General features: G+C 56.5%; 21 protein-coding genes. 15 read left to right on the forward strand and 6 right to left on the reverse strand.

All coding sequences use genetic code 11. From position 1 onward, the window contains the following. Positions 1–70: 70 nt before the first annotated feature. Positions 71–1,408 (reverse strand): glutamate--tRNA ligase, encoded by a 1,338-nt coding sequence (gene gltX, locus AAC060_RS00860; RefSeq protein WP_339821781.1) that lies wholly within the window; start codon positions 1,406–1,408, stop codon positions 71–73. After that, complete coding sequence (locus AAC060_RS00865) at positions 1,405–3,060, reverse strand: NAD+ synthase (RefSeq protein WP_339821784.1); 1,656 nt, start codon at positions 3,058–3,060, stop codon at positions 1,405–1,407. Before AAC060_RS00865 ends, gltX begins: the two co-directional genes overlap by 4 nt. Before the next feature lie 153 nt (positions 3,061–3,213). Here AAC060_RS00865 and AAC060_RS00870 point away from each other — a divergent pair, with 153 nt between their 5' ends. The 11 genes from AAC060_RS00870 (at position 3,214) to AAC060_RS00920 (ending at position 15,359) form a co-directional block, all read left to right on the forward strand. Further along, positions 3,214–4,149 (forward strand): ribose-phosphate pyrophosphokinase, encoded by a 936-nt coding sequence (locus AAC060_RS00870; protein ID WP_339821786.1) that lies wholly within the window; start codon positions 3,214–3,216, stop codon positions 4,147–4,149. A 7-nt stretch (positions 4,150–4,156) separates the two neighbouring features. Next, a complete protein-coding gene (locus tag AAC060_RS00875; protein ID WP_339823758.1) occupies positions 4,157–5,470 on the forward strand; it encodes an SDR family oxidoreductase in 1,314 nt (437 codons plus the stop codon). After that, on the forward strand, positions 5,467–5,940 hold the full coding sequence (locus AAC060_RS00880; RefSeq protein WP_339821789.1) for a DUF2269 domain-containing protein: 474 nt from the start codon (positions 5,467–5,469) through the stop codon (positions 5,938–5,940). Before AAC060_RS00875 ends, AAC060_RS00880 begins: the two co-directional genes overlap by 4 nt. 16 nt (positions 5,941–5,956) lie before the next feature. Further along, positions 5,957–6,736 carry a histidinol-phosphatase gene (gene hisN, locus AAC060_RS00885; protein ID WP_339821792.1) on the forward strand — a complete coding sequence of 260 codons (780 nt, stop codon included), beginning with the start codon at positions 5,957–5,959 and terminating at the stop codon, positions 6,734–6,736. A gap of 521 nt (positions 6,737–7,257) precedes the next feature. Continuing rightward, positions 7,258–7,461 (forward strand): 50S ribosomal protein L35, encoded by a 204-nt coding sequence (rpmI, locus tag AAC060_RS00890; protein WP_066741203.1) that lies wholly within the window; start codon positions 7,258–7,260, stop codon positions 7,459–7,461. A gap of 39 nt (positions 7,462–7,500) precedes the next feature. Next, a complete protein-coding gene (gene rplT / locus AAC060_RS00895; protein ID WP_176280444.1) occupies positions 7,501–7,863 on the forward strand; it encodes a 50S ribosomal protein L20 in 363 nt (120 codons plus the stop codon). A 111-nt stretch (positions 7,864–7,974) separates the two neighbouring features. Then, entirely contained in the window at positions 7,975–9,090 is a 1,116-nt protein-coding gene (gene pheS / locus AAC060_RS00900; RefSeq protein ID WP_339821795.1) for a phenylalanine--tRNA ligase subunit alpha, read from the forward strand. Continuing rightward, the gene (pheT, locus tag AAC060_RS00905; RefSeq protein WP_339821798.1) at positions 9,087–11,453 is read left to right on the forward strand and encodes a phenylalanine--tRNA ligase subunit beta; all 2,367 of its coding nucleotides are present in this window, start codon (positions 9,087–9,089) and stop codon (positions 11,451–11,453) included. Before pheS ends, pheT begins: the two co-directional genes overlap by 4 nt. 167 nt (positions 11,454–11,620) lie before the next feature. Next, positions 11,621–13,183, forward strand: a complete 1,563-nt coding sequence (locus AAC060_RS00910) for a peptide chain release factor 3 (RefSeq protein ID WP_339821800.1) — start codon at positions 11,621–11,623, stop codon at positions 13,181–13,183. Positions 13,184–13,199: 16 nt separating this feature from the next. Further along, positions 13,200–14,498 carry an MFS transporter gene (locus tag AAC060_RS00915; RefSeq protein WP_339821803.1) on the forward strand — a complete coding sequence of 433 codons (1,299 nt, stop codon included), beginning with the start codon at positions 13,200–13,202 and terminating at the stop codon, positions 14,496–14,498. A 111-nt stretch (positions 14,499–14,609) separates the two neighbouring features. After that, on the forward strand, positions 14,610–15,359 hold the full coding sequence (locus tag AAC060_RS00920; RefSeq protein ID WP_339821806.1) for a hypothetical protein: 750 nt from the start codon (positions 14,610–14,612) through the stop codon (positions 15,357–15,359). Here the strand turns inward: AAC060_RS00920 and metW are convergent. Beyond that, the gene (gene metW, locus AAC060_RS00925) at positions 15,356–15,946 is read right to left on the reverse strand and encodes a methionine biosynthesis protein MetW (protein WP_339821808.1); all 591 of its coding nucleotides are present in this window, start codon (positions 15,944–15,946) and stop codon (positions 15,356–15,358) included. The two genes, AAC060_RS00920 and metW, sit on opposite strands and share 4 nt — an antisense overlap. Next, complete coding sequence (locus AAC060_RS00930) at positions 15,943–17,067, reverse strand: homoserine O-acetyltransferase (RefSeq protein WP_339821809.1); 1,125 nt, start codon at positions 17,065–17,067, stop codon at positions 15,943–15,945. The genes metW and AAC060_RS00930 overlap by 4 nt, the downstream gene beginning before the upstream one ends. Before the next feature lie 115 nt (positions 17,068–17,182). On the opposite strand from AAC060_RS00930, the gene hisC reads away from it, so the two are divergent. From hisC to AAC060_RS00945, 3 genes are all read left to right on the forward strand, one after another. Further along, positions 17,183–18,283, forward strand: a complete 1,101-nt coding sequence (gene hisC, locus AAC060_RS00935) for a histidinol-phosphate transaminase (RefSeq protein WP_339821812.1) — start codon at positions 17,183–17,185, stop codon at positions 18,281–18,283. Continuing rightward, positions 18,283–19,191: a prephenate/arogenate dehydrogenase family protein gene (locus AAC060_RS00940; protein WP_339821814.1), complete on the forward strand. Its 909-nt coding sequence runs from the start codon at positions 18,283–18,285 to the stop codon at positions 19,189–19,191. Before hisC ends, AAC060_RS00940 begins: the two co-directional genes overlap by 1 nt. A gap of 438 nt (positions 19,192–19,629) precedes the next feature. Further along, the gene (locus tag AAC060_RS00945; RefSeq protein ID WP_339821816.1) at positions 19,630–21,126 is read left to right on the forward strand and encodes an MFS transporter; all 1,497 of its coding nucleotides are present in this window, start codon (positions 19,630–19,632) and stop codon (positions 21,124–21,126) included. 83 nt (positions 21,127–21,209) lie between these two features. Here the strand turns inward: AAC060_RS00945 and AAC060_RS00950 are convergent, their stop codons facing one another. Both AAC060_RS00950 and AAC060_RS00955 read right to left on the reverse strand, forming a co-directional pair. Beyond that, entirely contained in the window at positions 21,210–21,605 is a 396-nt protein-coding gene (locus AAC060_RS00950) for a cupin domain-containing protein (RefSeq protein ID WP_339821818.1), read from the reverse strand. 46 nt (positions 21,606–21,651) lie between these two features. After that, positions 21,652–22,257: a hypothetical protein gene (locus tag AAC060_RS00955; protein WP_339821821.1), complete on the reverse strand. Its 606-nt coding sequence runs from the start codon at positions 22,255–22,257 to the stop codon at positions 21,652–21,654. 351 nt (positions 22,258–22,608) lie between these two features. On the opposite strand from AAC060_RS00955, the gene AAC060_RS00960 reads away from it, so the two are divergent. Further along, complete coding sequence (locus AAC060_RS00960) at positions 22,609–23,202, forward strand: HdeD family acid-resistance protein (RefSeq protein WP_339821822.1); 594 nt, start codon at positions 22,609–22,611, stop codon at positions 23,200–23,202. Positions 23,203–23,281 lie beyond the last annotated feature (79 nt).

The raw sequence follows: 23,281 nt of genomic DNA on the forward strand, positions 1-23,281 counted from the left end.
TGATATACCATTACATTAGATTTTGCAAACAAGTGTCTGCGAGGGAAGAAAATCCTTATTATAAAACTAGTTAGGTGGCGGCTTTGGCCAGTCTGGCAAGCGCGCCCTCATGACCGATCAAGGGCAGCAAGGCGTTCATATCCGGACCATGATCGAGTCCGGTCAGCGCCTGACGCAGGGGCATGAATAATGGTTTGCCCTTGCGACCCGTCGCTCCCTTGAGCGCTCCGGTAAGGTCTTTCCATATGTCAAAAGATGCTTCCAAATCTTCCATTTTATCATGGGCGATCGACAGAAACTCCCGGTCTTCCGGCGAGAATTCGGGCAAGGATATCGGTCCCGTTACCACCTGCCACCATTGGTCGACATCGCCCATATCGTGCAGGTTCGGACGGATGACAGCCCAAGCCTCGGCGGTCATTGCTTCGGGCAAGCGGCCTTTGACATCCGCATAATCCAGCAGGTGCACGATCTTCTGGTTGAGCTGGGCCAGTTCTTCGTCGTCAAACCGCGCTGGTGCGCGGCCGAAACGGGCAAAGTCGAAACTGGCGATCAGCTGCTGCACATCGGCAATCGGTTCGACCGGATCACTGGTTCCGATGCGGGCCAGCAAGGCAACAATCGCCTGTGGTTCGATATTCTTCTCGCGAAAGCTGCTGACTCCCAGGGAACCCAGCCGCTTGGACAGCTTGCCCTCGGTGCCGACCAGCAATGCTTCATGGGCAAATTCCGGCGGCTTTGCGCCCAGCGCGTGGAACATCTGGACCTGCACCGCAGTATTGGCAACATGGTCCTCGCCGCGCACAACATGGGTGATTGCCATCTCAATATCGTCGATTGCCGAGGGCAGCATATAGAGCCAGCTGCCGTCTTCGCGCAGGATGACGGGATCGGACAGCAGTGCCGGATCGAAATTCTGGTCGCCTCTTATCAGGTCGGTCCAGGTGATCGGCGTTTCGTGATCCAGCTTGAAGCGCCAATGCGGCTTACGCCCTTCCGCTTCATAGGCAGCAACCTGCTCTGCGGTCAGGTCGAGCGCCGCGCGATCATAGATCGGCGGCTTTCCGCGACCGAGCTGGATCTTGCGCTTGAGGTCGAGTTCCTGCGCCGTCTCATAGGCAGGATAGACCCGTCCATCCGCCTTCAGCTTCGCAAGATGTTCCCCATAACGGTCAAAACGCGCCGACTGCCTTTGCTCTTCATCGGATGTCAGCCCGAGCCATGCCAGATCGGCCCGGATCGCTTCGACATATTCTTCCTTCGACCGCTCGGCATCGGTATCATCGAGCCGCAGCAGAAATGTGCCACCCTCTTTCTTCGCGAACATCCAGTTGTGGAGCGCAGTGCGGATATTGCCGACATGAAGGTGGCCCGTGGGAGACGGAGCAAAGCGGGTTTTTATGGTCATACGGTCCTAAATGCGTTGGTTATCGGATAGCGCCGGTCGCGGCCGAAATTTCTGGTGCCAAGCTTGACGCCCGGCGGGGCCTGTCGGCGTTTATATTCGGCGATATAGAGCAGCCGCTCTATCCGCACCACTGTTTCCCGGTCGAAACCCCGTCCGACCAGATCGTTGACCGACAATTCTTCCTCGATCAGGCCGTGCAACAACGGATCGAGAATCTCGTAATCCGGCAGGCTGTCGCTGTCTTTCTGATCCTCGCGCAATTCGGCGCTTGGCGGCTTGGTGATCACCGTTTCCGGCATCACCGGTCCGTCAGGACCCAGGCCCAGGCTCGACTTGTTGCGGTTGCGCCATGACGAGAGTTTGAAAACGGTCAGCTTATAGGCGTCTTTCAATACCGAATAGCCGCCCGCCATATCGCCATAGATGGTGGCATAGCCAACGCTCATCTCGCTCTTGTTACCGGTGGTCAGCAGCATATGACCAAATTTGTTCGAGAGCGCCATCAGCGTCACGCCGCGAATCCGCGACTGGATATTCTCCTCGGTAATATCGACATTGCTGTCGGCAAAACTGTCCTCGAGCATGGCATCAAAGCCTTCGACAGCCGGGCCGATCGGTATCGTGTCCAGCCTCGTGCCCAGCATATCGGCACAACCCTTGGCATCGTCGAGGCTTTCCTGCGACGTGAACCGCGATGGCATCATCACGTTCCACACCCGGTCCGCGCCCAATGCGTCGACCGCGACCGCAGCGGACAAGGCGCTATCGATACCACCCGACAGACCGAGCAAAACTCCGGGAAAGCGATTACGGTTCACATAGTCGCGCAGACCAACGATCATCGCATTGTAAATATCGGCGGGATGGTCATCCAGTTCGTGGATTTCTCCCGGCGCGCAAGTCCATGCGCCACCGTCGCGCGACCAGTGGGTATCGACTATCGCCTCGTCCCAGTCGGGCAGCTGGTGCATCACAGCCGCGTCACCATTCAGTACGAAACTGGCGCCGTCGAAAACAATTTCGTCCTGTCCGCCAACCCGGTTCAGGAACAATAGCGGAATTCCGGTCTCCCGCACCCGCCGGGTAGCCACCTGCCCCAGACGCATATCGTCTTTCTCGATTTCGTACGGGCTGCCGTGGACTGACACGAACAATTCCGCGCCCTGCGATTTCAAATGGTTGCAGACGGTCGGAAACCAGACATCCTCGCAGATCGGCAGACCGATTTTGCAGCCCTTGAACATGATCGGCTCGGGCAACGGGCCTGAAGCGAATAGTCGCTTTTCATCGAACGTGCCGTAATTCGGCAACTCGACCTTGTAACGGACATCCCTGATATGCCCGCCTTCGAGCAGCGCGATACCGTTATACAGCTTGCCATCTTCGCGAAACACCGACCCGACGAGCATTGCTGGTCCCGGCCCAGCGGTCGCCGCCGCCAGCCGGTTAAGCTCCGCTTCTGCGCGCTCCCACAAGGATGGTTTCAGCACCAGATCTTCCGGCGGGTAACCGATCAGCTGCAGTTCGGGAAACACGATCAGGTCGCTATCCGGCCGCGCGCCGTGCGCCGCGATCATCGCGTCGGCATTGCCGCGCAAATCGCCAACGCTCTGGGTCAATTGCGCCATGGTGATGATAAGCTTCTCGGTCATCGCGCCCTGATAGAAAGGGCCACAGTGCGGAGCAATCGAAATAAACGCAAATACGGACTTTTGATTCGACCGCCATCTGTCTAACAGGGTCGCAAAATTGTCATGAGGTTCCGTTCGAAATTCTTGCGGGCCGCCAGATCAAGGAACGCTACTATGAAACTCATGTCGGGCAACAGCAATTTGCCGCTGGCTACTGAAATCGCTGAATATCTGGGCATTCCACTCACCGACGCGAGCGTCAAGCGCTTTGCCGATGACGAGATTTTCATAGAAATCCACGAAAATGTCCGCGGCGAGGATGTCTTTGTCGTCCAGTCGACCAGCCACCCGGCCAATGACAATCTGATGGAACTGCTGATCAGTATCGACGCCCTGCGCCGCGCTTCGGCCAAGCGGATCACTGCAGTCATTCCCTATTTCGGCTACGCACGACAGGATCGGAAGCCGGGACCACGGACACCGATTTCGGCCAAGCTGGTCGCGAACCTGATTACCGAAGCCGGCGCCGACCGGGTGCTGACCGTCGATCTCCACGCCGGACAAATCCAGGGTTTCTTCGATATCCCTACAGACAATCTCTTTGGCGCGCCGGTGATCAGCGAAGATATTATCAAGCGCCATAGCGACAAGGATATCATGGTTGTCTCTCCCGATGTCGGCGGCGTTGTTCGCGCCCGGGCATTGGCAAAGCGGCTCGACAACGCGCCGCTGGCCATTGTCGACAAGCGCCGTGAACAAGCCGGCGTTTCCGAAGTCATGAACATCATCGGCGACGTCAAAGGCCGTTTCTGCGTCATGATCGACGATATCGCCGATAGCGCCGGCACGCTCTGCAACGCAGCCGATGCGCTGATCGCGGCGGGTGCCACCGACGTCGCTGCCTATATCACCCACGGCGTTCTCTCCGGCAAAGCGGTAGAGCGGGTTAACGCATCTTCGCTGCGCAAGCTAATCATCACTGACACGATAAAGGCGCCGCAATCAGCGCTCGATTCCGATAGAATCCGTGTTCTTCCGATTGCCCCGCTGCTCGGCGAAGCGATCAGGCGGATCGCGGATGAAAGCTCGGTGAGCAGTCTGTGGGATTGAAGGCTTGATGGATAGAGCCCCAAAATCAATCCTGATTTTGGGGGCATATGGTTTTATAGGCAGCGCCATTGCCCGTGAGCTTTCAGACGCAAAATATCAAGTCACAGGCTTTGGGCGTAACATCTCCTATGGTCGGTCCATTCTTCCGCAAATCGACTGGCACCAAGGCGATCTGGGTCAATATTGCGACCCGCAAAGCTGGTCACCCCTTGTGCGAAATTTTGATATAGTAATCAATGCGAGTGGGGTTTTGCAGTCCGGCCCAAGGGATGACGTGAACGTCACTCAGGCCAAGGCGATCATCGCACTAGCCAAAGCTTGCGAAACAGCTGGCATTTCCCAATTCATCCAGATTTCCGCCTGCGGAGCGGTTGATCAGGGTTCCAGTGATTTCATGCATAGCAAAGCCCAGGCCGACCAGTATTTGCTCGCCTCGTCGCTGAACGCAACAATCCTGCGCCCGGGATTGGTCGTCGGCCGTAACAGCTACGGCGGGACCGAGCTTATCCGGATGACAGCGGCGATTCCCTATTTTGCGCCGTATCTGGCGGATTTCGGCGAGATACAAACAATATCTCTATCTGAGGTCGTCGAAGCGGTGGCGCACGCAATCGCCGTTCCCGAAAAATCATCCGGATCCTTTGATTTGGTCGAGGAAAAGCCTCATTCATTGAACGCCATCATTACCCACCATCGAGAATGGCTGAGCTTCGCTCCGGCTCGACATCATGTCCGGATCCCCCAAAGCTTGATGAGGCTGGCATCGAAAATTTCGGACGGGTTGGGTTGGCTGGGGTGGCGCTCGCCCATGCGTAGCAACGCAATGGAGGCGCTTGCGGGAGGCGTGCACGGCGATCCTCGTCAAACCGAAGAATTGCTTGGTCGCCCGGCCATGCCTTTGGAAAAGACTCTATATGGGTTCCCTTCAGGCAAACAGGACCGCATCCACGCGCGACTGATGCTCCTGTTCCCGCTGTTTCTCGCTGCGCTTGTTCTGTTGTGGCTGGGGTCCGGAATATTGGGTCTTCTCAAGGTTGATGAAGCTGCTGCCTTGTTGGCACGATCCCCCCTTTCATACCAGACAGCAGAATTACTAGTCATCGGCGGGGCACTGACCGACATCATTCTCGGCCTTGGCCTATTGTTCCGTAGCACCGCGCGCTTGGCACTCGCAGGAACCGTTATAATCACTCTCGCTTATATATTTGGCGGAACCCTTTTCACGCCGGAGTTATGGCTCGATCCATTAGCGCCGTTGATCAAGGCTTTAGCCGCCATGGGCCTGTCCATCACCTGCCTGATTGCATTGGACAAGAGATGAGCACCACTATTCTCTTCGCCCAATGGCTGCATATCATCGGCGCAACGGTTCTGATCGGGACCGGTGCAGGTATCGCGTTTTTCATGTTGATGGCTCACCGCACCGGCGACGCAAAGCTTGTGGCCCATGTTGCCGAGACGGTTGTAATTGCGGACTTTCTGTTCACCGCGCTGGCTGTGGTTGTCCAACCGGTTACCGGATTCTGGCTCGCCCATTTGATCGGATGGCCGATTCTGACCCCTTGGATCGTCTGGTCACTAACCCTTTATGTTTTCATTGGCTTGTGCTGGCTCCCAGTCGTCTGGATCCAGATTCGCTTGCGAAATCTGGCAAAGACCGCCGTACAAGACGGAACGGTGTTACCAGCACAATATTATCGGCTTTACAGGATTTGGTTTGCTCTGGGCATACCGGCCTTTTCGGCTATCCTGGTCATTGTCTGGTTGATGCTCGCCAAAAGCATTTTTTGATATTAAGGGACGACCAATGACTCCAAAAGACATCGATCTCGCGCAAAAACTCGCTGAAGCCGCGGGCGAAGCTATCCGTCCATTCTTCCGGGCGAAATTTGACCAGGAAACCAAGGAGGATTCGTCCCCGGTAACCGAAGCGGATCGCGCAGCGGAAGCTGCCATGCGGACGATCATCGAGGCCGAGCGGCCCGATGACGGGATTATCGGCGAGGAGTACGGCACCCGCAACGAAGGCGCATCGCGCCAATGGGTGCTCGATCCGATCGACGGCACCACCAGCTTTATCGCCGGTCGCCCGATATTCGGGACTTTAATCGCGCTGATGCAGGAAGGTTTTCCCTTGATCGGGATCATCGACCAACCGATTTCAAGAGAACGCTGGGTCGGCGTTATCGGCCGCCCGACCATATTCAACGGCCAGCCGGCAAAATCTGCGCCGTGCCGCGAGCTCAAGGACGCCGTCCTTGCCACCACCACACCGCACCAGTTTGACGAACATGATGCCGAACATTTCATGAGCCTGGCCAGCAAGGTCGCCCCGCGCAAGATCATTTATGGCGGCGATTGCTATAATTACGGCCTGGTCGCCAGTGGCCATGTCGATGTGGTCTGCGAAGCAGGCCTGAAGCTCCATGATTTCGCAGCCCTCGCCCCGATAGTCGATGGCGCCGGCGGGATGATGTGCGACTGGAACGGCGAGCCGCTGCACGCGGAATCAGACGGTCATGTTCTGGCGATCGGCGATCACGCGCGGATCGATGATGTGCTGGAGGCGCTTGCTTGCCATCATTAAGCTCCATTTTTGGAACTTTTATAGCCTGCGGGCTATTGATATCTTGCGGTGATCAAAATTTCGAACGAATGCAAATCTGTGATTTGAGTAAGCCTGGGTGGGACAAGCCAAGCCCTGCTGGATACCACTCCACCCCCCTGATATTCGTAACCGTATCCGATCAAAATATAGGTTGGCGGTGGGAAGCTTCCGAATTAGGAGAAACTCTGTCTGACAGCGATCTACGAAAGAACTTAAGAATAGTCCGGGAGCTAGCTCCGTTGCCTGGAATCATCCTATCCAACGGTTCTACCAAAGACTGTTCAAAAGCCAAAGAAGTCCAAGGCATAATTGATCAGGAGCTCAACTGTTCTGGTCGGCATCCATGCGGCTTGGGTTCGGAAAAAGAATGGTATCGGGAAATGCACTAATATCCTTGCTTTTCTGCCGAATCGCGCTAAAGACCCCGTTCCTATGTGATGCTCTGGCCAGTGTTGGGCTGCCACAAGTATCCGTAACGGTAACTTCTAGAGGAGACCAAAATGCCCAAGTTGAAGACCAAAAGTGGTGTGAAGAAACGCTTCAAAATCACCGCAACCGGTAAGGTCAAGCACGGCGTAGCCGGCAAACGCCACCGTTTGATGAGCCATAACAGCAAATATATCCGCCAGAACCGCGGCACCAAGAAATTGTGTGATGCGGATGCTCGGACAGTCAAGAAATGGGCGCCATACGGTTTGGGTTAACCCCGCCGCAGCGACATTAAAACTTACAGGATATAGATTATGGCACGTGTTAAACGGGGTACGACCACTCGTACAAAACATAAAAGATTATTGGTACAGGCGAAGGGCTATTATGGCCGTCGCAAAAATACCATCCGCATCGCGCGGCAGGCTGTCGAAAAAGCCGGTCAATATGCGTATCGCGACCGGAAGGTCAAGAAACGGTCATTCCGCGCATTGTGGATCCAGCGTATCAACGCTGCGGTTCGCGCAGAGGGCATGACCTATGGCACGTTCATCCACGGCACCAAGCTGGCCGGTATTGAACTCGACCGTAAAGTAATGGCCGATCTGGCGATGAATGAACCTGCTATGTTTAGCGGCATCATCAAACAGGCGCAGGATGCTCTAGCGAAGGCTTAAGCATTTTCAGAAATTCAAAGAAGCGCCGGGGAGCAATCTCGCGGCGCTTTTTTATTGGGTTTTTCGCCGCAGCCTGCTTTAGACGGTCGACAGGGAAAATAGGGTATAGTCATGAGTGCCAGTGAAGAAATTGCAGAGAAATATCTCGGACAGATAGCAGCGGCTGGTGATGGCGATGCTCTCGAAGCCATTCGCGTTGCGGCCCTGGGCAAGAAAGGCGAGATTTCGCTGTTGCTCAAGACTCTGGGAAAAATGACACCCGAAGAGCGGCAGACCGAAGGCCCAAAAATCAACGGAGCGCGACAAGCCGTGGCCGATGCGATCGCTGCGCGCAAAGACGCGATGGATAGCGAAGCGCTGAACGCACGCCTCGCTACCGAAAAACTCGACATGACCCTCCCGCCACCGAGCGCACCAAAGGGCAGCATCCACCCGGTCAGCCAAGTGATGGACGAATTGGCCGAAATATTCGCTGATCTCGGCTTCTCGGTCGCCACCGGTCCCGAAATCGAGGACGACTGGCATAATTTCACCGCGCTCAATATTCCCGAAACCCACCCGGCGCGGGCGATGCACGACACATTCTATTTCCCGCAGACGGATGAGGGCGGCATGGCCAAATTGCTGCGCACCCATACGTCACCGGTGCAAATCCGCACGATGATGGATGTTGCGAAGCAAACTGACGGCGCCGGCGAACCGATTTATCTGATCGCTCCCGGCCGCACCTATCGCAGCGATAGCGATGCCACCCATACGCCGATGTTCCATCAGGTCGAAGGTCTGGTAATCGACAAGGGCATCCATATGGGCCATCTCAAATGGACGCTGGAGACTTTCATCCGCGCCTTCTTCGAGCGTGACGACATCGAATTGCGCCTGCGCCCGAGCTATTTTCCGTTCACCGAACCAAGCGCAGAAGTCGATGTCGGCTTTTCGGTTGAAAAAGGCCGCCGGATCATCGGCGGAGACCCGCGCGGCGATAATGGCGGCTGGATGGAAATTCTCGGCAGCGGCATGGTCCACCCCAATGTGATCCGCAATTGCGGGCTTGATCCCGATGTCTGGCAGGGCTTTGCCTTCGGCTGCGGCATCGACCGGCTGGCGATGCTGAAATATGGCATGGACGATCTGCGCGCTTTCTTTGACGGCGATCTGCGCTGGGCCGATCACTTCGGCTTTGATTCACTCGACGTCCCCACGTTAAGCGGAGGAGTCGGCGCATGAAATTCTCGTTAAGCTGGCTCAAGGCCCATCTCGATACCGACGCAAGCCTCACCGAAATCACCGACAAGCTGACCGATATCGGGTTGGAGCTTGAGGGCGTAGAAAACCCCGCCGATGCCCTGCGACCATTCCGGGTTGCCAAGGTGATCGAAGCCGGCCCGCATCCCAATGCCGACAAGCTGCAATTGCTGAAGGTTGACGACGGCAGCGCCGAACCATGGCAAGTCGTCTGCGGCGCACCCAATGCGCGCAAGGATATGGTGGGCGTCTTTGGTCCTCCCGGCACTTATATTCCGGGTAGCGATTTCACATTGAAACCGGCCAAAATCCGCGATGTCGAAAGCTTTGGCATGATGTGCAGCGCACGCGAGCTTGAACTGGGCGAAGATCATGACGGTATCATTGAATTGCCGGCGGACGCTCCGGTTGGCACCAGCTATGCTGATTATGCACAGATCGATGATCCGGTTATCGATATAGCCATCACCCCCAATCGGCAGGACTGCATGGGCGTCCGCGGCATTGCCCGTGATCTCGCTGCTGCTGGTATGGGGATGCTCAAGCCGATGGACATAGCATCCATCGCCCGTAACGGCGCCGGACCCGATATCGCGATTGACGATCCGGAAGGCTGTCCCGCTTTTTATGGCTGCACCGTTAGCGGAGTTACCAACGGCGCTTCACCGGACTGGATGCAGGCGCGGCTGAAATCCGCCGGCCAGAAACCGATCTCGGCGCTGGTTGATATCACCAATTATGTCACGCTCGATCAGGGCCGTCCGCTGCACGTCTATGACGTTGCCAAGCTGAACGGCGAGCTGGTTGCGCGCAAAGCCCATGCCGGTGAAAAGCTGGTCGCGCTCAACGACAAGGAATATACGCTCGACGAGACCATGACCGTGATCGCGGATCAAACCGGCGCGCACGGTATTGGCGGCATCATGGGCGGCGCGGCGAATGGCACCGACGAGAATACAACCGATGTGCTGATCGAATGCGCTTATTTCGACCCCGCCCATATCGCCCGGACCGGCCAGAAGCTTATGCTGACAAGTGATGCGCGGCAACGCTTCGAGCGCGGCGTTGATCCGGCTTTCCTGGAAGAAGGCGTAGAAATAGCAACTGCCCTCGTCCAAGCGCTTTGCGGCGGCAATGCCAGCGAGATCACCCGCGTCGGCGAAGCACCGACGGAGCAGCGCGTGATCGATTATCACCCACGCCAATGCGCCGCTCTGGGCGGGCTGGATGTCGACCCAGACCGACAGACGGGTATTTTGAAAGCCCTTGGCTTCGTCATCGGTGATGATTGGCAGATCACAGTTCCGACATGGCGTCGTGACGTCGCCGGCTGGCAGGATCTGGTCGAGGAAGTCATCCGTATCGAGGGACTGGACAAGATCCCGTCGGTACCGCTTCCTCGCAAAGCGGGCGTGGCCAAGCCCACCGCTTCTCCCGAACAGCTGGCCGAACGCAAGGCACGGCGGGCAGCAGCAGCGCGTGGGCTGAATGAAGTGGTCAACTGGTCCTTTATATCCGAGAAAGAAGCTGCCCCATTCGGCGGTGGTTCCTGGTCGCTAGCCAATCCGATCAGCGAAGACATGAAGGTCATGCGGCCATCGCTGTTGCCAGGCCTCATCGCAGCAGCCCAGCGCAACGCAGCGCGGGGCGCATCGTCTATCCGTCTATTCGAAGTCGGGCGGCGCTATCTGGAAAGCAGCGAGCACCCGACCATCGGCCTAGTACTGACCGGCGAAAACCGCGCTCGCAGTTGGCAGGCTGGTGCAGCAACGAAGTTCGACGCTTATGACGCCAAGGCGGAAGTGCTGGCGATATTGGGCGCCGCTGGCGCGCCAGTCGACAAGCTGATGGATTTCGCCGAAGCGGGTAATCATTATCATCCCGGCCAGTCGGGCACCTTGCGACTGGGTCCGAAGAAGATATTGGCCTCTTATGGCGTGCTCCATCCATCCACAACCAAGGCGATGGGTTTCAAAGGCTCTGCCGTTGCAGCCGAGATTTTCCTCGATGCGATTCCGCTGAAGAAGAAATCGGGCCATATGCGCGATGCCTTTGCCCCACCGGCATTGCAGGCGGTGACTCGCGATTTCGCCTTCATCGTCAATGCAGACATGCTAGCGGACGATCTGGTGCGTACGGTCAAGGGCGCGGACAAGAAACTGATCACCGATGCGCGGATTTTCGATCTGTTCGAAGGGCCAAGCGTGGGCGAAGGCAAGAAATCGCTGGCGGTGGAAGTGACGTTGCAACCGACCGACACAACACTGACCGAAGAAGATCTGAAGGCGCTTTCAGACAAAGTGGTGGCAAACGCGGCAAAATTGGGCGCGGAATTGAGGGGCTAGTTTTATCAACCATCTGCAGCGATAGCTGCACCGATCATTTTGGGTTTCACGCGAAGGCACGAAGACACGAAGAGATTCGCATAACCGTTAAATCTTGGCGTCTTCGCGGCTTCGCGTGATAAATTTTACTAGAGCTCCGCTGACGCGGAAACGAGAAACAGAAACTGATGACCAAACCACGCCGCACATTTGCGATCATCTCCCACCCCGATGCGGGTAAGACGACGCTGACCGAGAAGCTATTGCTGAAAGGCGGCGCTATTCACTTGGCGGGCGAGGTCAAGGCGCGGGGCGATAACCGGCGGGCGCGATCGGACTGGATGAAGATCGAGCAACAGCGCGGGATTTCGGTAACCTCCAGCGTCATGACCTTCGAGCGCAACGGCATTGTCTTCAACCTGCTCGATACACCGGGCCATGAGGATTTCTCCGAGGATACCTACCGCACCCTGACCGCTGTCGACAGCGCAATCATGGTGATCGACGCTGCGTCAGGCATCGAGGCGCAGACGCTGAAACTGTTTGAAGTCTGCCGGATGCGCAACGTGCCGATCATCACCTTCATCAATAAGGTCGATCGCGAAGGCCGCGATCCGTTCGAACTGCTCGACGAGGTCGCCGACAAACTGGCACTGGATGTCTGTCCGATGAGCTGGCCCGCGGGCATGGGCGGGCAGTTTGAGGGCGTTTATGATCTGGTCAATAATCAGCTGCACCAGCCGACCGGCGACAGCAAACAATATGATGGCGTGACCCAGCAATTTTCCGGTCTCGATGATCCTAAACTGGCCGAAGTTCTCAGCGAAAGCGCGCTCGAGCGGCTGACCAGCGAAGGCGAACTGGCGCAGGGCGGTTATAGCAGCTTCGATCTCGAGGCTTATCAGAACGGCGATCTGACGCCCGTTTTCTTTGGTTCTGCGCTCAAGCAATTTGGCGTCGAGGAACTGATCGAGGCGATTGCCGACTATGCACCATCGCCGCGCCCGCAACCTGCCGATCCTGCTCCGATCGACCCGGCCAGCGACGATGTCACCGGTTTCATCTTCAAGATTCAGGCCAATATGGACCCGCAGCACCGCGACCGGATTGCCTTCATGCGGCTCTGCTCGGGCGAGTTCAAACGCGGCATGAAACTGACGCCTTCGGGGCTCGGCAAACCGATTGCGATCCACTCGCCGATCCTGTTCTTCGCGCAGGACCGCGAGATTGCCGACACCGCCGAGCCGGGCGACATCATCGGCATCCCCAATCACGGCACCTTGCGGGTGGGCGACACATTGTCGGAGAAAAATCAGGTCCGGATCACTGGCCTGCCAAACTTCGCCCCGGAAATTCTGCGCCGCGTCATCCTGCGCGATCCGACCAAGACCAAGCAATTGCGCAAGGCGCTGGATGATCTGAGCGAAGAAGGCGTGGTGCAGGTCTTCTATCCCGAAATCGGTGCCAACTGGATCATCGGCGTGGTCGGGCAGTTGCAGCTCGAGGTGCTGGTGTCGCGGCTGGAGGCGGAATATAAAGTCGATGCCTATCTGGAACAGGCCCCGTTCGAAACTGCCCGCTGGATCAGCGGCGACGAAGCGACGGTCGATGCCTTTGCCAATATCAACCAGAGCGCGCTCGCCAAGGACCGCGATAATAATCTGGTGTTTCTGGCAAGAAGCGCATGGGATGTCGGCTATCAGGAAGAGCGCAATCCTGACTTAAAGTTCAGCACGACGCGAGAGCGTTAATCCGGTAGACTCGGTCATGGCCAGCAGATCAACGACCGAAAAAGCCTTCCAGTCTATCATCATCGATGACGAAGGCCGCGCCTGCGCCGATATTCCGGAAAGCGCCTGCAAACAGGAGCCCGGGAATTTCTTCACCCATGTTGGCTCGCTAGCCCTGACAAAAATCGCCGACGGGCTGATTGACCCCAAATTAGTGCTCAGCTGGCTGATGACATCCTTGGGTGCGCCAATTGCCTTGATAGGGCTGTTGGTGCCGGTAAGGGAAGCTGGAGCTCTGTTGCCACAGCTTCTTACGGCCGGTTTCTTGCGGCGGCTGCCACGGCGCAAATGGGCTTGGGTGGGCGGGGCGCTGGTGCAGGGTCTCGCGGCCGCTGCTATCGGATTTGTCGCCATCACTATGACCGGTGTTGCCGCAGGCTGGGCGATTGTCATCGCGCTGGCGATATTGGCTCTGGCGCGAAGCGTCTGTTCTGTGTGCTATAAAGACGTGCTCGGCAAAACCATCGCCAAATCCCGGCGCGGCACCGCGACCGGATTGGCCGGTTCGATTGCGTCGATTGGTGTTATTATCTTCGCGCTTTCCTTATCCTTCAATCTGGTTGACCGGATGATGCTGGTAACCGTTGGCCTGTTTCTGGCCGGCGGGGCGTGGATATTGAGCGCGCTGTTGTTCGCGACTTTGAACGAAGAAGCGGGCGCTACCGAAGGTGGAAAGTCGGCGTTCAAAGAAGCGTTGAAAAACTTCACATATTTAAGGGACGATCCCCAGCTTACCCGCTTTATCGCGACGCGGGGACTGTTGACGGCGACCGCGCTGGCCCCGCCGTTCATGATCGCCGTGGGAAGCGAGGCTGGAGAAGGCTATGACAAGCTTGGTTTTCTTGTGCTCGCTTCTGCTCTGGCGAGCCTGTGCAGCAGCTTTGTCTGGGGGCGGCTGTCCGATCGCTCCAGCCGCAAGGTGCTGATTTTCTCGGCAATGGTCGGCGCTGGCATTTTGGCGGCGACAAGCTGGCTCGCGTTTGCAGGGACATTGGGCGGCGGTATCATATTGCCGGTCCTGCTCTTCGGATTGATGATCGCTTATCAGGGCGTGCGCCTCGGACGATCAACCCATCTCGTCGACATGGCGGGTAAAGATACCCGCGCTGCCTATACTGCTCTGTCAAATACGGTCATCGGCGTGCTGTTGCTGGCCGGAGGTATTTTCAGTCTGGTCGCTAACTGGTTTGGCGGGGAGATTGTGCTGGCGGTCATGGCGGGAATGAGCGGGCTGGCTATATTGGCTGCCTGGGGGTTGGAAGAAGTTCAGCAGTGATACAATCTTGCGTTTGCCGTAAAACACAGTGTGTCGAGAACAGCGCAATCAGCAGATCATGTTTGACACGAGCGGAGAACGTTAGTTCTGTCTGATAAGAGGGAGAGGCTTGTGCAGGCAATTTCAAAGACGGTGTTGACGCTATTCATTTCTTTTGCCGTGATGGCTGCAGCTCCAGAAACACCGCAGCCGCCCTTACCGCCATCTGGTGGTGCACTTGTGCTTGGAGAACTTCACGGGTCCCGGGAAGTTCCCGGGCTGTTCCTTGCAATGGTTCAGGACTATGTTGCAGAAGGCAAACAACCGATAGTGGCCCTCGAGCTGCCGCCATCTGCGGGAACACTAGACTGCCCGTTCGTCAGCGCCGACAATTTATCGCCCTATTGGCGTAACGACTATCAGGATGGCAGAACGAGCCTCGCGATGGCAGAATTGATCTGTACCCTGAAACCGCTAGCCGCCGCCGATGACTTGAAATTGCTTTTCATGGACGACGAGAAACGACCGGGTAGTTTTGATTCCGATGCTGCCAAGCGTATTGCGATGCTTCTCGACGGCTCTGCGAAACATGCCTTCATATTGACGGGCAATTATCATTCCCGAAACGCGCCGGAGTCAATCAACGGCCAACTTCAAAGCCTGGGGATCAAAACCACCAGTGTCACGGTAGGCGCACCCAAGGCGACCTTATGGGTACAGATGCAGGGCGATGCCAGAGGCTCAGAGCAATCAATGACGGTGAACTTTTGCAAAACCGATCCCGGCTCCGCGGTCGCTTTTTCCCGTCTTGAGTCGCCGAAATGGGATTATTGTCTGAATCTGCCCGAGATGACGGCCTCGCCACCAGCGCAGGACCACTAACCCCTCAGTAGAAATACCGCATGTTCCGCCAGCAGGTTCGCCAAGCCGCGCCCGGTCTGTTTGTCTCCGCTGAGGAACCACTGCCCTTCCTGCGCATATTTCCCGTCCTGCACCAGCGCGCGGAAATCGTCGATGGTGACATGGTGGATATTGGGCGTGTCATACCAGCTTTGCGGAATCAGGCGGGTAACCGGCATCCGGCCGCCGAACATCAACGAGCTACGCACACGCCAATGAGCGAAATTGGGGAAACTGACAAAGGCCTGCTGGCCGATACGCAACAGCTGGTCGAGCATGACATCCGGTCGATGAGTGGTCTGCAGCGTCTGGCTGAGGATCGCATAATCGAAACTACCATCGGGATAGGCGGCCAGATCGGTATCGGCGTCGCCCTGCACTACCGACAGCCCTTTGGCGACCGCGCTGGCGACATTGGTGGGCTCAATCTCCAGCCCGCGGGCGTCACAGCCTTTTTCGTCGCGCAGCGCCACCATCAACGCGCCGTCTCCGCAGCCGATATCAAGCACCCGGCTGCCGGGAGCGATATTGTCGGCGATGATCTGTAAATCGGGGCGGAGTTTGGTCATTTCCCCTCTCCCGCCTTCAGAAACCCGTCAACAATCCGGTTCATCTCGGGGTTTTCCAGCAGGAAGCTGTCATGACCGAACGGACTCGACAATTCCATGAAGCTGACTTCCGCACCCGCAGCGTTGAGCGCGTGGACCATCGTCCGGCTTTCGCTGGTCGGATAGAGCCAGTCGGTATCGAAGCTGATCAGACAAAAGCGGGTTTTGGAACCGGCAAAAGCATTGGCCAGCACCCCGCCATGCGCCTCGGCAAGATCAAAATAGTCCATCGCTCTTGTGATGTAGAGATAGCTATTGGCGTCGAAGCGGTCGACAAAGCTGATCCCCTGATGGCGGAGATAGGATTCCACCTGGAAATCGGCATCGAAACCGAAGGTCTTGGCCTCCCGGTCCTGCAGCCGCCGTCCGAATTTCTCGGTCAGGCCGGCTTCCGACAGATAGGTGATATGCGCCGCCATCCGCGCTACTGCGAGACCGCTACTCGGCGGATCGTCATCGGCATAATAAGCGCCGCCGCGCCAGCGCGGATCGGCCATGATCGCCTGCCGCCCGACCTCGTGAAAGGCGATATTCTGGGCGCTATGCCGTGCAGCCGAGGCGATGATCACCGCCGACTTGACCCGGTCCGGATAGAGTGCAGCCCAGCTTACTGACTGCATCCCGCCCATTGAACCGCCAACGACTGCATGCAGCCGCTCGATCCCGAGATGGTCGAGCAGCATCGCCTGCGCCCGCACCATATCGGCAATGGTCAGCACCGGAAAATCCATCCCCCAGGGCTGATCGGTAGCAGGATTGATCGTCGCGGGACCAGAGCTGCCGAGACAGCTGCCGATCACATTGGAGCAGATGACAAAATGCCGATCGGTATCGATCGGCTTGCCCGGCCCCACCATCCTTACCCACCAGCCATCCTTGCCTGTCAGCGGGTGTTTCGAGGCGACATATTGATCGCCGGTCAGCGCATGACAGATCAGGATGGCATTGCTGGCATCCGCGTTGAGCGTGCCATAGGTTTCATAGGCATATTCGACTGGCGCAAGTGCGGCTCCGCTGTCCAGTGGCAGCGGCCCCAGCAAACGGACCTGTCTGTTCAATCCAAAACGCTCATCTTCGCTCATGATGATAGGGGCTAAGCGGCGAAATCGGGAGCGTCAATTGATAATGCTGTTGACTGACAGGCCGCAAAGGTTAGTCCGGCGACAGATATTATCTCCAGACGAACAGGCCAAGGCAATGAATGCACCAAAACCAAAAGACTGGATCATGGGAATCGCACCCTATGTCCCGGGTAAATCGAGCGGCGATGACGGCAAGAAGCTGGTCAAGCTGTCAGCCAACGAGAACCCGCTAGGATGCAGTCCGGAAGCGACCGCAGCGTTGAACGCCGCATCAAGCGCAGTCGATCGTTACCCCGATCCCGGCTCGACCAGATTGCGCGCGGCGATTGCCGCAAAATTTGACCTCGATCCGGCGCGGATCATTTGCGGAACGGGTTCGGACGACGTGCTCCATCTCGCCGCCAATGCGTTCAGCGGACCGGGCGATGAAGTGATCTACGTCAAATATGGCTTTGCCGTTTATGATATCGCGGCGCGGCGCTATGGCGGCACGCCGGTTATTGCCGATGACAAGGATTATGGCACCGATGTCGATGCGATATTGGCAAAGGTCAATAACCGGACGCGGGTCGTATTTGTCGCAAACCCCAATAATCCCACCGGCACTTTTTCAAGCCGCGCAGAAATCGCACGCTTGCAGACAGAACTTCCGGAGCACGTCTTGCTGGTGCTCGATTGCGCCTATGCCGAATATCTCGTAGCGGACGAGGATGATGGTGCGCTGGAGCTAGCCGAAACAAAAGCCAATGTTCTGGTCACCCGCACCTTTTCCAAGATCCACGGTCTTGCCGCCGAACGGATCGGCTGGGGCTATGCCTCGGCCGAGATTATCGGTGCGATGAACCGGATCAGACTGCCGTTCAACGTTACGACGGCAGGCCAGGAAGCCGCTCTCGCCGCTTTGGCGGCCGATGATTTTGTTGCCACCAGCCGCGCGCATAATGCAAAATGGCGGCAATGGCTGAGCGACGAGATGAGTGCGCTGGGAAATCACGGCTTGCGGGTCGTGCCGAGCCACACCAATTTTCTGCTTGTCCTGTTCGAGGGCAAAGTAACCGCCGAACAGGTCAATGCAGCGCTGATGGAAAAAGGCTATGCCGTGCGCTGGCTGCCCGGACAGGGTCTGGTTAACGGCTTGCGCATGACCATCGGTACCGAGGAAGAAACGCGCGGCCTCGCCAAAGCCTTGCGCGAAATATTGGCGGTTTCCGACTGATGTTGCCTTTTGCCAATATTGCTATCATCGGAATCGGGCTGATCGGATCGTCCATCGCCCATGCGGTGCGGGCGACGATGCCATCGGCCCGGATTACCGGCTTCGACTCCGATGCAGCGGTGCTGGCGCGCGTCATCGAACTGGGCATTTGCGACGATGTCAGCGACAGTGCCGGAGCAGCGGTCACCGGTGCCGATCTTGTCATTCTCTGTGTACCGGTTGGCGTAATGGCAGACATTGCTGCTGAAATCGCCCCCGACTTGCCTGACGATGCCATCATCACCGATGTCGGATCGTCCAAGGAAAGCGTGCTGACCGCTCTGGCCAAAGCCCTTCCCGGTGCCCGGATCATCCCGGCCCATCCTGTTGCGGGCACCGAGCATAGCGGCCCGGATGCCGGATTTTCGACGCTGTTTCAGGAACGCTGGTGCATATTGACACCGCCGGAAGATGCTGCCGAAGGCGATGTCGAACGGGTGAAGGCTTTCTGGGAAAAACTCGGCGCCAATGTCGAGATCATGGACACCAAACATCATGATCTGGTGCTCGCCGTGACCAGCCATTTGCCGCATCTGATTGCCTATACGATTGTCGGCACAGCATCCGACCTCGAAGACGTGACCCGTGGCGAAGTGATCAAATATTCTGCTGGCGGATTCCGCGATTTTACCAGAATCGCCGCCTCCGATCCGACGATGTGGCGCGATGTCTTCCTGTCCAACAAGGATGCGGTGCTGGAAATGCTCCAGCGCTTCTCCGAAGATCTCTCCGCTCTGCAGCGCGCCATCCGTTGGGACAAGGGCGACGAACTGTTCGACCTGTTCACCAAGACCCGCGCCATCCGCCGCCGGATTATCGAAGAAGGCCAGGATGACGCCGCGCCAGACTTCGGGCGCACGCACGACTGATTGCGCGCTTGTTACGGAAAACACCTGCCAGGAACTTTACAGACGAGACCGGTTTTATTTTTCGTCACTTTTGGCCCAAGGCCTCGGATTTCTCATCTTTATTGATCGTCATCCACCTGTCGAGTGTAACCTTCCAAATTGCCGCTCGAGCAGGTCTCCCAAAAATATGTGGACAGCAGTAGACGCGGTAATTCTATCCAGATTGTCAAAGAGCCAGTCCTGACTATGGCGCAGAATAAATGGCGATAATAAGCGATCGAGCAGGGTGTAGGACAGCGCTATCTGGGTGATGAACTGAGGGACTATTCCCCCGTTACCTTGAGCCACGACAATCGAAAGCCAAGTTCTACAATGGCATATACAATGCCCAGAAATCCGGTACCATGCGAGAATACCCAACGGTAACAATCAGTTGGGAAACGCTATAGGAGTCTGAATTTGGCCGAAGCTACAATCAACAACGTCGCACATTCCAACAGTGGTGCCAATAATGGTGGAAGCCCGGAAACGGGATATGGCAGTAAAAACTACCGCAAATATATTCTCGGAATCTTGCTCTCGGTCTATATTTTCAATTTCATCGATCGTACGATCATCAACATATTGACCGAGCCGATCAAGGAAAGCTTCGGGGTTGAAGACTGGCAAATGGGCCTGCTCGGCGGCCCCGCTTTTGCGATCCTCTATACATTTGTCGGCATCCCGATCGCGCGCTTCTCCGAAAAGAACCACCGGGTCTGGATCATTGCCGGGTCGGTGGCTTTGTGGAGTCTGATGACCGTTTTATGCGGCTTTGCGACGAGCTTTATCGCGCTATTCATATTCCGGATTGGCGTCAGTATCGGGGAAGCAGGCTGCTCACCACCCGCCAATTCGATCATCGCAGACTATTTCGTTCCCAAGGAACGCTCGACCGCCGTATCGGTCTACGCGCTGGGCATCCCGTTGGGCGGCATGGTCGCCTATGTTTTTGGTGGCTTCATTGTCGGCAATCTGGATGGCGCCACTATCGCCGCAATGTTCAACAGCTGGAACTGGACCTGGGCGGCGAACGCGCTTGACTGGCAAAATATCGAGGGGTGGCGCGTTGCTTTCGTGGTGGTCGGCGTCCCTGGAATCATCGTCGCTATGTTAGTGAAAATGACGATCAAGGAACCGCCCCGCGGATATACCGACCCACTGGAAATGCAGAATAAGGAACAAGTCGGGTTTCGCGAGGTTTTAAGGATATTGTCTAAAAAGCCGGCTTATTGGCACGTCACTATTGGCGTTACCGTTGCCTCGTTCGTCAACTATGGCGTAGGCCAGTTTTTCGTATCCTTCCTGATCCGCACCCATGAACTGTCGATATTTGACGCGTCGGTCAAAGTCGGATTGGCATTGGCGATCATGGCGTCGATCGGGACCTATATGTCGGGTTTTCTGGCCGATAAATATGCGGAGCGTTTTCCCAAGGCACTGGCATTGATACCGATGTTTGCGCTGCTCGGCGTCATACCCTTGCACGTCGTTGGCTATCTGGCGGAATCCTTGTGGCTGGCGGTACCGCTGATGATGGTCGGACAAATGCTGCTCTACACTTATCTCTGCCCACTCTATGCCGTGCCGAGCGGTGTGGTCGACAGCAGGATGAGAGCAACGGCAGTGGCCGTCACCTTGTTCATCGTCAACCTGCTCGGCTATGGTCTTGGGCCGCCATTGATCGGCGGGCTATCGACGATATTGAACGCGACATTCCTGTCGGGACTGGATCCTGCGCTGACGCTGGAGGCCTGCAAGGCAAGTAATCTCGCCGTTGCTGCCCAAGCCGCTTGCGATTCAGCCAATGCCGACGGACTGCAATGGTCGATGATCCTGTTCAAATGCCTGTATCTATGGGCTATATTTCACTTCTATATGGCCAGCCGGACCATCCAACGCGACATGGGCCGCTAATATCCGGATCAGATGACGGAGATAATTTGCCACTGCGGCAAAGTCTCCGTCATCCGATTCTGATACCATAAAGGGTATTACAGCTATTCGGTGGTCTTGCCGTCAAAATGCTCATGCTCGTTCTGCGCGTCTGCGGCAGTCGCATGAACGGTTCCATCGAGATGCTCGGGTGGACCATAGATAGTGTAAAGCCGAAGCGGTTCCTTGCCGGTGTTCACAACATTATGGCTAGCACCCTGCGGCACAATGATGCCGTCATCGGCTTTTACTTCATTGGCTTTTCCGTCTATCCAGACCTGGCCTTTTCCCTCTTCGATCCGGAAAAACTGATCACGGTCATCATGGACTTCCATACCGATCTCGTCCCCCGGCTGGAGGGTCATCAGCACAAGTTGCAGATTGTGGCCGGTGTACAGTACGCGGCGGAAGTCATCATTCTGTTCCGTCAGAGCTTCGATATTGTCGACAAATCCTTGCATTTGAATATTTCCTTTCGTGGGTGAACCGGTTGGATTGTTCGAATGACTATTCGGTTTCGCCGCTTTCGGCCATTTCTTTTTCCCATGTTTCCCTAGCTGCAACTTGTGCAGCCTTGCTGGCATCGGCGGTCGCGGCAGCAGCCTTGATCACGGCTGCCTGCGCCGAGTCCGCCGCTTCTTTGGCGGCAGCCGTATCGGATTCCAGTCCCGCCATGACCGACGCGTTGGTTTCGAGAACGGCTTGCCCCGTTACGGCTACAGCCTCTTTCACCAGCTCCTGGGCTTTCCGGGCATTTTCATTTACCGCCAGATCCAATTTGGCATTGGCCGCCAAGATCTTCGCTTGTGCCTGCTTGACCGCTGCCTCCGTGTTGATCGCCATTTGAGCGGCAGCCTCTTTGTCCTTCTGGGCTTCGGAGCACACCGCCAGCTTGGCCGCCGTCACCGACATTCTTGCAGCATTATGCGCTTCCAGCGCCGCCTTGCTCGCATCATGCTTCGCATCGTCCATATTCTGTTGCGCTTCGCCCATCGCATCATTTTCGGATGTGACGCATTCAGCTTTTTCACCGGTTTCCGTTTTCGGCGAGCAGCCCTGAATTGCCAGGGACAGTGTCAATGCGGTCGCGACTGTGGATATTGTCTTTTTCATGGTTGGGGCTCCTTGATGAGGTTGGCGGCGAGATATAATTATCGCGTGGGGTAGAACCTCAAAACAATATGCAGACCATTTTGTAACTACGTAATTTCCACTAAATATAATCGGCTGGCGATTTCCAGACTGCGCGGAAGTGAGCGGGTTTCGGGCCAATATGGCAGAGCAGCGACTAAGTGGATTTACGGATTTTGGGAGTCGGCATCGGCCGGTAAACGGAGCGGGAAAATTTGATCAATCCTGATTGCAACGACGGCGTGGCTCGACAGGAAACAAATTTTCGAACGCTGCTGCCATCCCCAGGAATGTGCGGCGATGTTTGCGTCCTGTTTCTAATCGGAGAAAGACATGGCTACCATTATCCAAGATGATTTACCGGATTTTGAAGCAAATATATCCAGCAGTCGCGGCTGGATGATTGCCACCGGCATCATCATGATTCTTGCCGGTACCGGCGCAATCGTCTTTCCATTGATCACCAGTTTCGGCGTAGCGATATGCGTTGCCATTTTGCTCGCCATTGCCGGGTTTGTTCAGATCATACACGCATTTAGCTATCCCTCATGGGGCAAGATTCTATTGGCGCTTCTTGTCGGTATCCTTTGGCTATTTGCTGGTATCGTGCTGCTGGCACGACCAATGGAAGGCGTTTTAGTCCTGACCATCTTTGTCGCAGCGGCTTTTCTGGCTGAAGGGATATTGAAAACAATATTCGCGTTCAAAATCCGTCCGGCGACTGGCTGGGGCTGGATGCTGTTCAATGGAATTGCCGCGGCTACCGTTGGCATATTGCTTTGGTGGCAGCTTCCATCCTCCGCACTTTGGGCGCTGGGACTATTGGCCGGAATCAACATCCTCATCTCCGGCTGGACACTGGTGATGCTCGCCAGCGCTATTGGCAAATCGACGGAGCCTCCGGCTGCCGCAAAAAGCATGTCCTGATCATAGCCATCAGCCGCCACCCTCATCAGCTCCGGAACAACCACTTTGCGGCTGGCATGTTTCCATTGTTCCGGATCGA

Source organism: uncultured Parasphingorhabdus sp., assembly GCF_963975555.1.
In the GTDB taxonomy this organism is placed as follows: Bacteria; Pseudomonadota; Alphaproteobacteria; order Sphingomonadales; family Sphingomonadaceae; genus Parasphingorhabdus.

Coding starts and splice junctions, on each gene's coding strand:
- AAC060_RS00930 (WP_339821809.1), bottom strand. CDS start 17,067: ATGAGCGAAGATGAGCGTTTTGGATTGAACAGACAGGTCCGTTTGCTG.
- AAC060_RS00955 (WP_339821821.1), bottom strand. CDS start 22,257: ATGAAAAAGACAATATCCACAGTCGCGACCGCATTGACACTGTCCCTG.
- rplT (WP_176280444.1), top strand. CDS start 7,501: ATGGCACGTGTTAAACGGGGTACGACCACTCGTACAAAACATAAAAGA.
- AAC060_RS00870 (WP_339821786.1), top strand. CDS start 3,214: ATGAAACTCATGTCGGGCAACAGCAATTTGCCGCTGGCTACTGAAATC.
- AAC060_RS00960 (WP_339821822.1), top strand. CDS start 22,609: ATGGCTACCATTATCCAAGATGATTTACCGGATTTTGAAGCAAATATA.
- pheS (WP_339821795.1), top strand. CDS start 7,975: ATGAGTGCCAGTGAAGAAATTGCAGAGAAATATCTCGGACAGATAGCA.
- AAC060_RS00875 (WP_339823758.1), top strand. CDS start 4,157: ATGGATAGAGCCCCAAAATCAATCCTGATTTTGGGGGCATATGGTTTT.
- hisC (WP_339821812.1), top strand. CDS start 17,183: ATGAATGCACCAAAACCAAAAGACTGGATCATGGGAATCGCACCCTAT.
- AAC060_RS00915 (WP_339821803.1), top strand. CDS start 13,200: ATGGCCAGCAGATCAACGACCGAAAAAGCCTTCCAGTCTATCATCATC.
- rpmI (WP_066741203.1), top strand. CDS start 7,258: ATGCCCAAGTTGAAGACCAAAAGTGGTGTGAAGAAACGCTTCAAAATC.
- AAC060_RS00880 (WP_339821789.1), top strand. CDS start 5,467: ATGAGCACCACTATTCTCTTCGCCCAATGGCTGCATATCATCGGCGCA.
- metW (WP_339821808.1), bottom strand. CDS start 15,946: ATGACCAAACTCCGCCCCGATTTACAGATCATCGCCGACAATATCGCT.
- hisN (WP_339821792.1), top strand. CDS start 5,957: ATGACTCCAAAAGACATCGATCTCGCGCAAAAACTCGCTGAAGCCGCG.
- AAC060_RS00950 (WP_339821818.1), bottom strand. CDS start 21,605: ATGCAAGGATTTGTCGACAATATCGAAGCTCTGACGGAACAGAATGAT.
- AAC060_RS00865 (WP_339821784.1), bottom strand. CDS start 3,060: ATGACCGAGAAGCTTATCATCACCATGGCGCAATTGACCCAGAGCGTT.
- AAC060_RS00910 (WP_339821800.1), top strand. CDS start 11,621: ATGACCAAACCACGCCGCACATTTGCGATCATCTCCCACCCCGATGCG.
- pheT (WP_339821798.1), top strand. CDS start 9,087: ATGAAATTCTCGTTAAGCTGGCTCAAGGCCCATCTCGATACCGACGCA.
- AAC060_RS00940 (WP_339821814.1), top strand. CDS start 18,283: ATGTTGCCTTTTGCCAATATTGCTATCATCGGAATCGGGCTGATCGGA.
- gltX (WP_339821781.1), bottom strand. CDS start 1,408: ATGACCATAAAAACCCGCTTTGCTCCGTCTCCCACGGGCCACCTTCAT.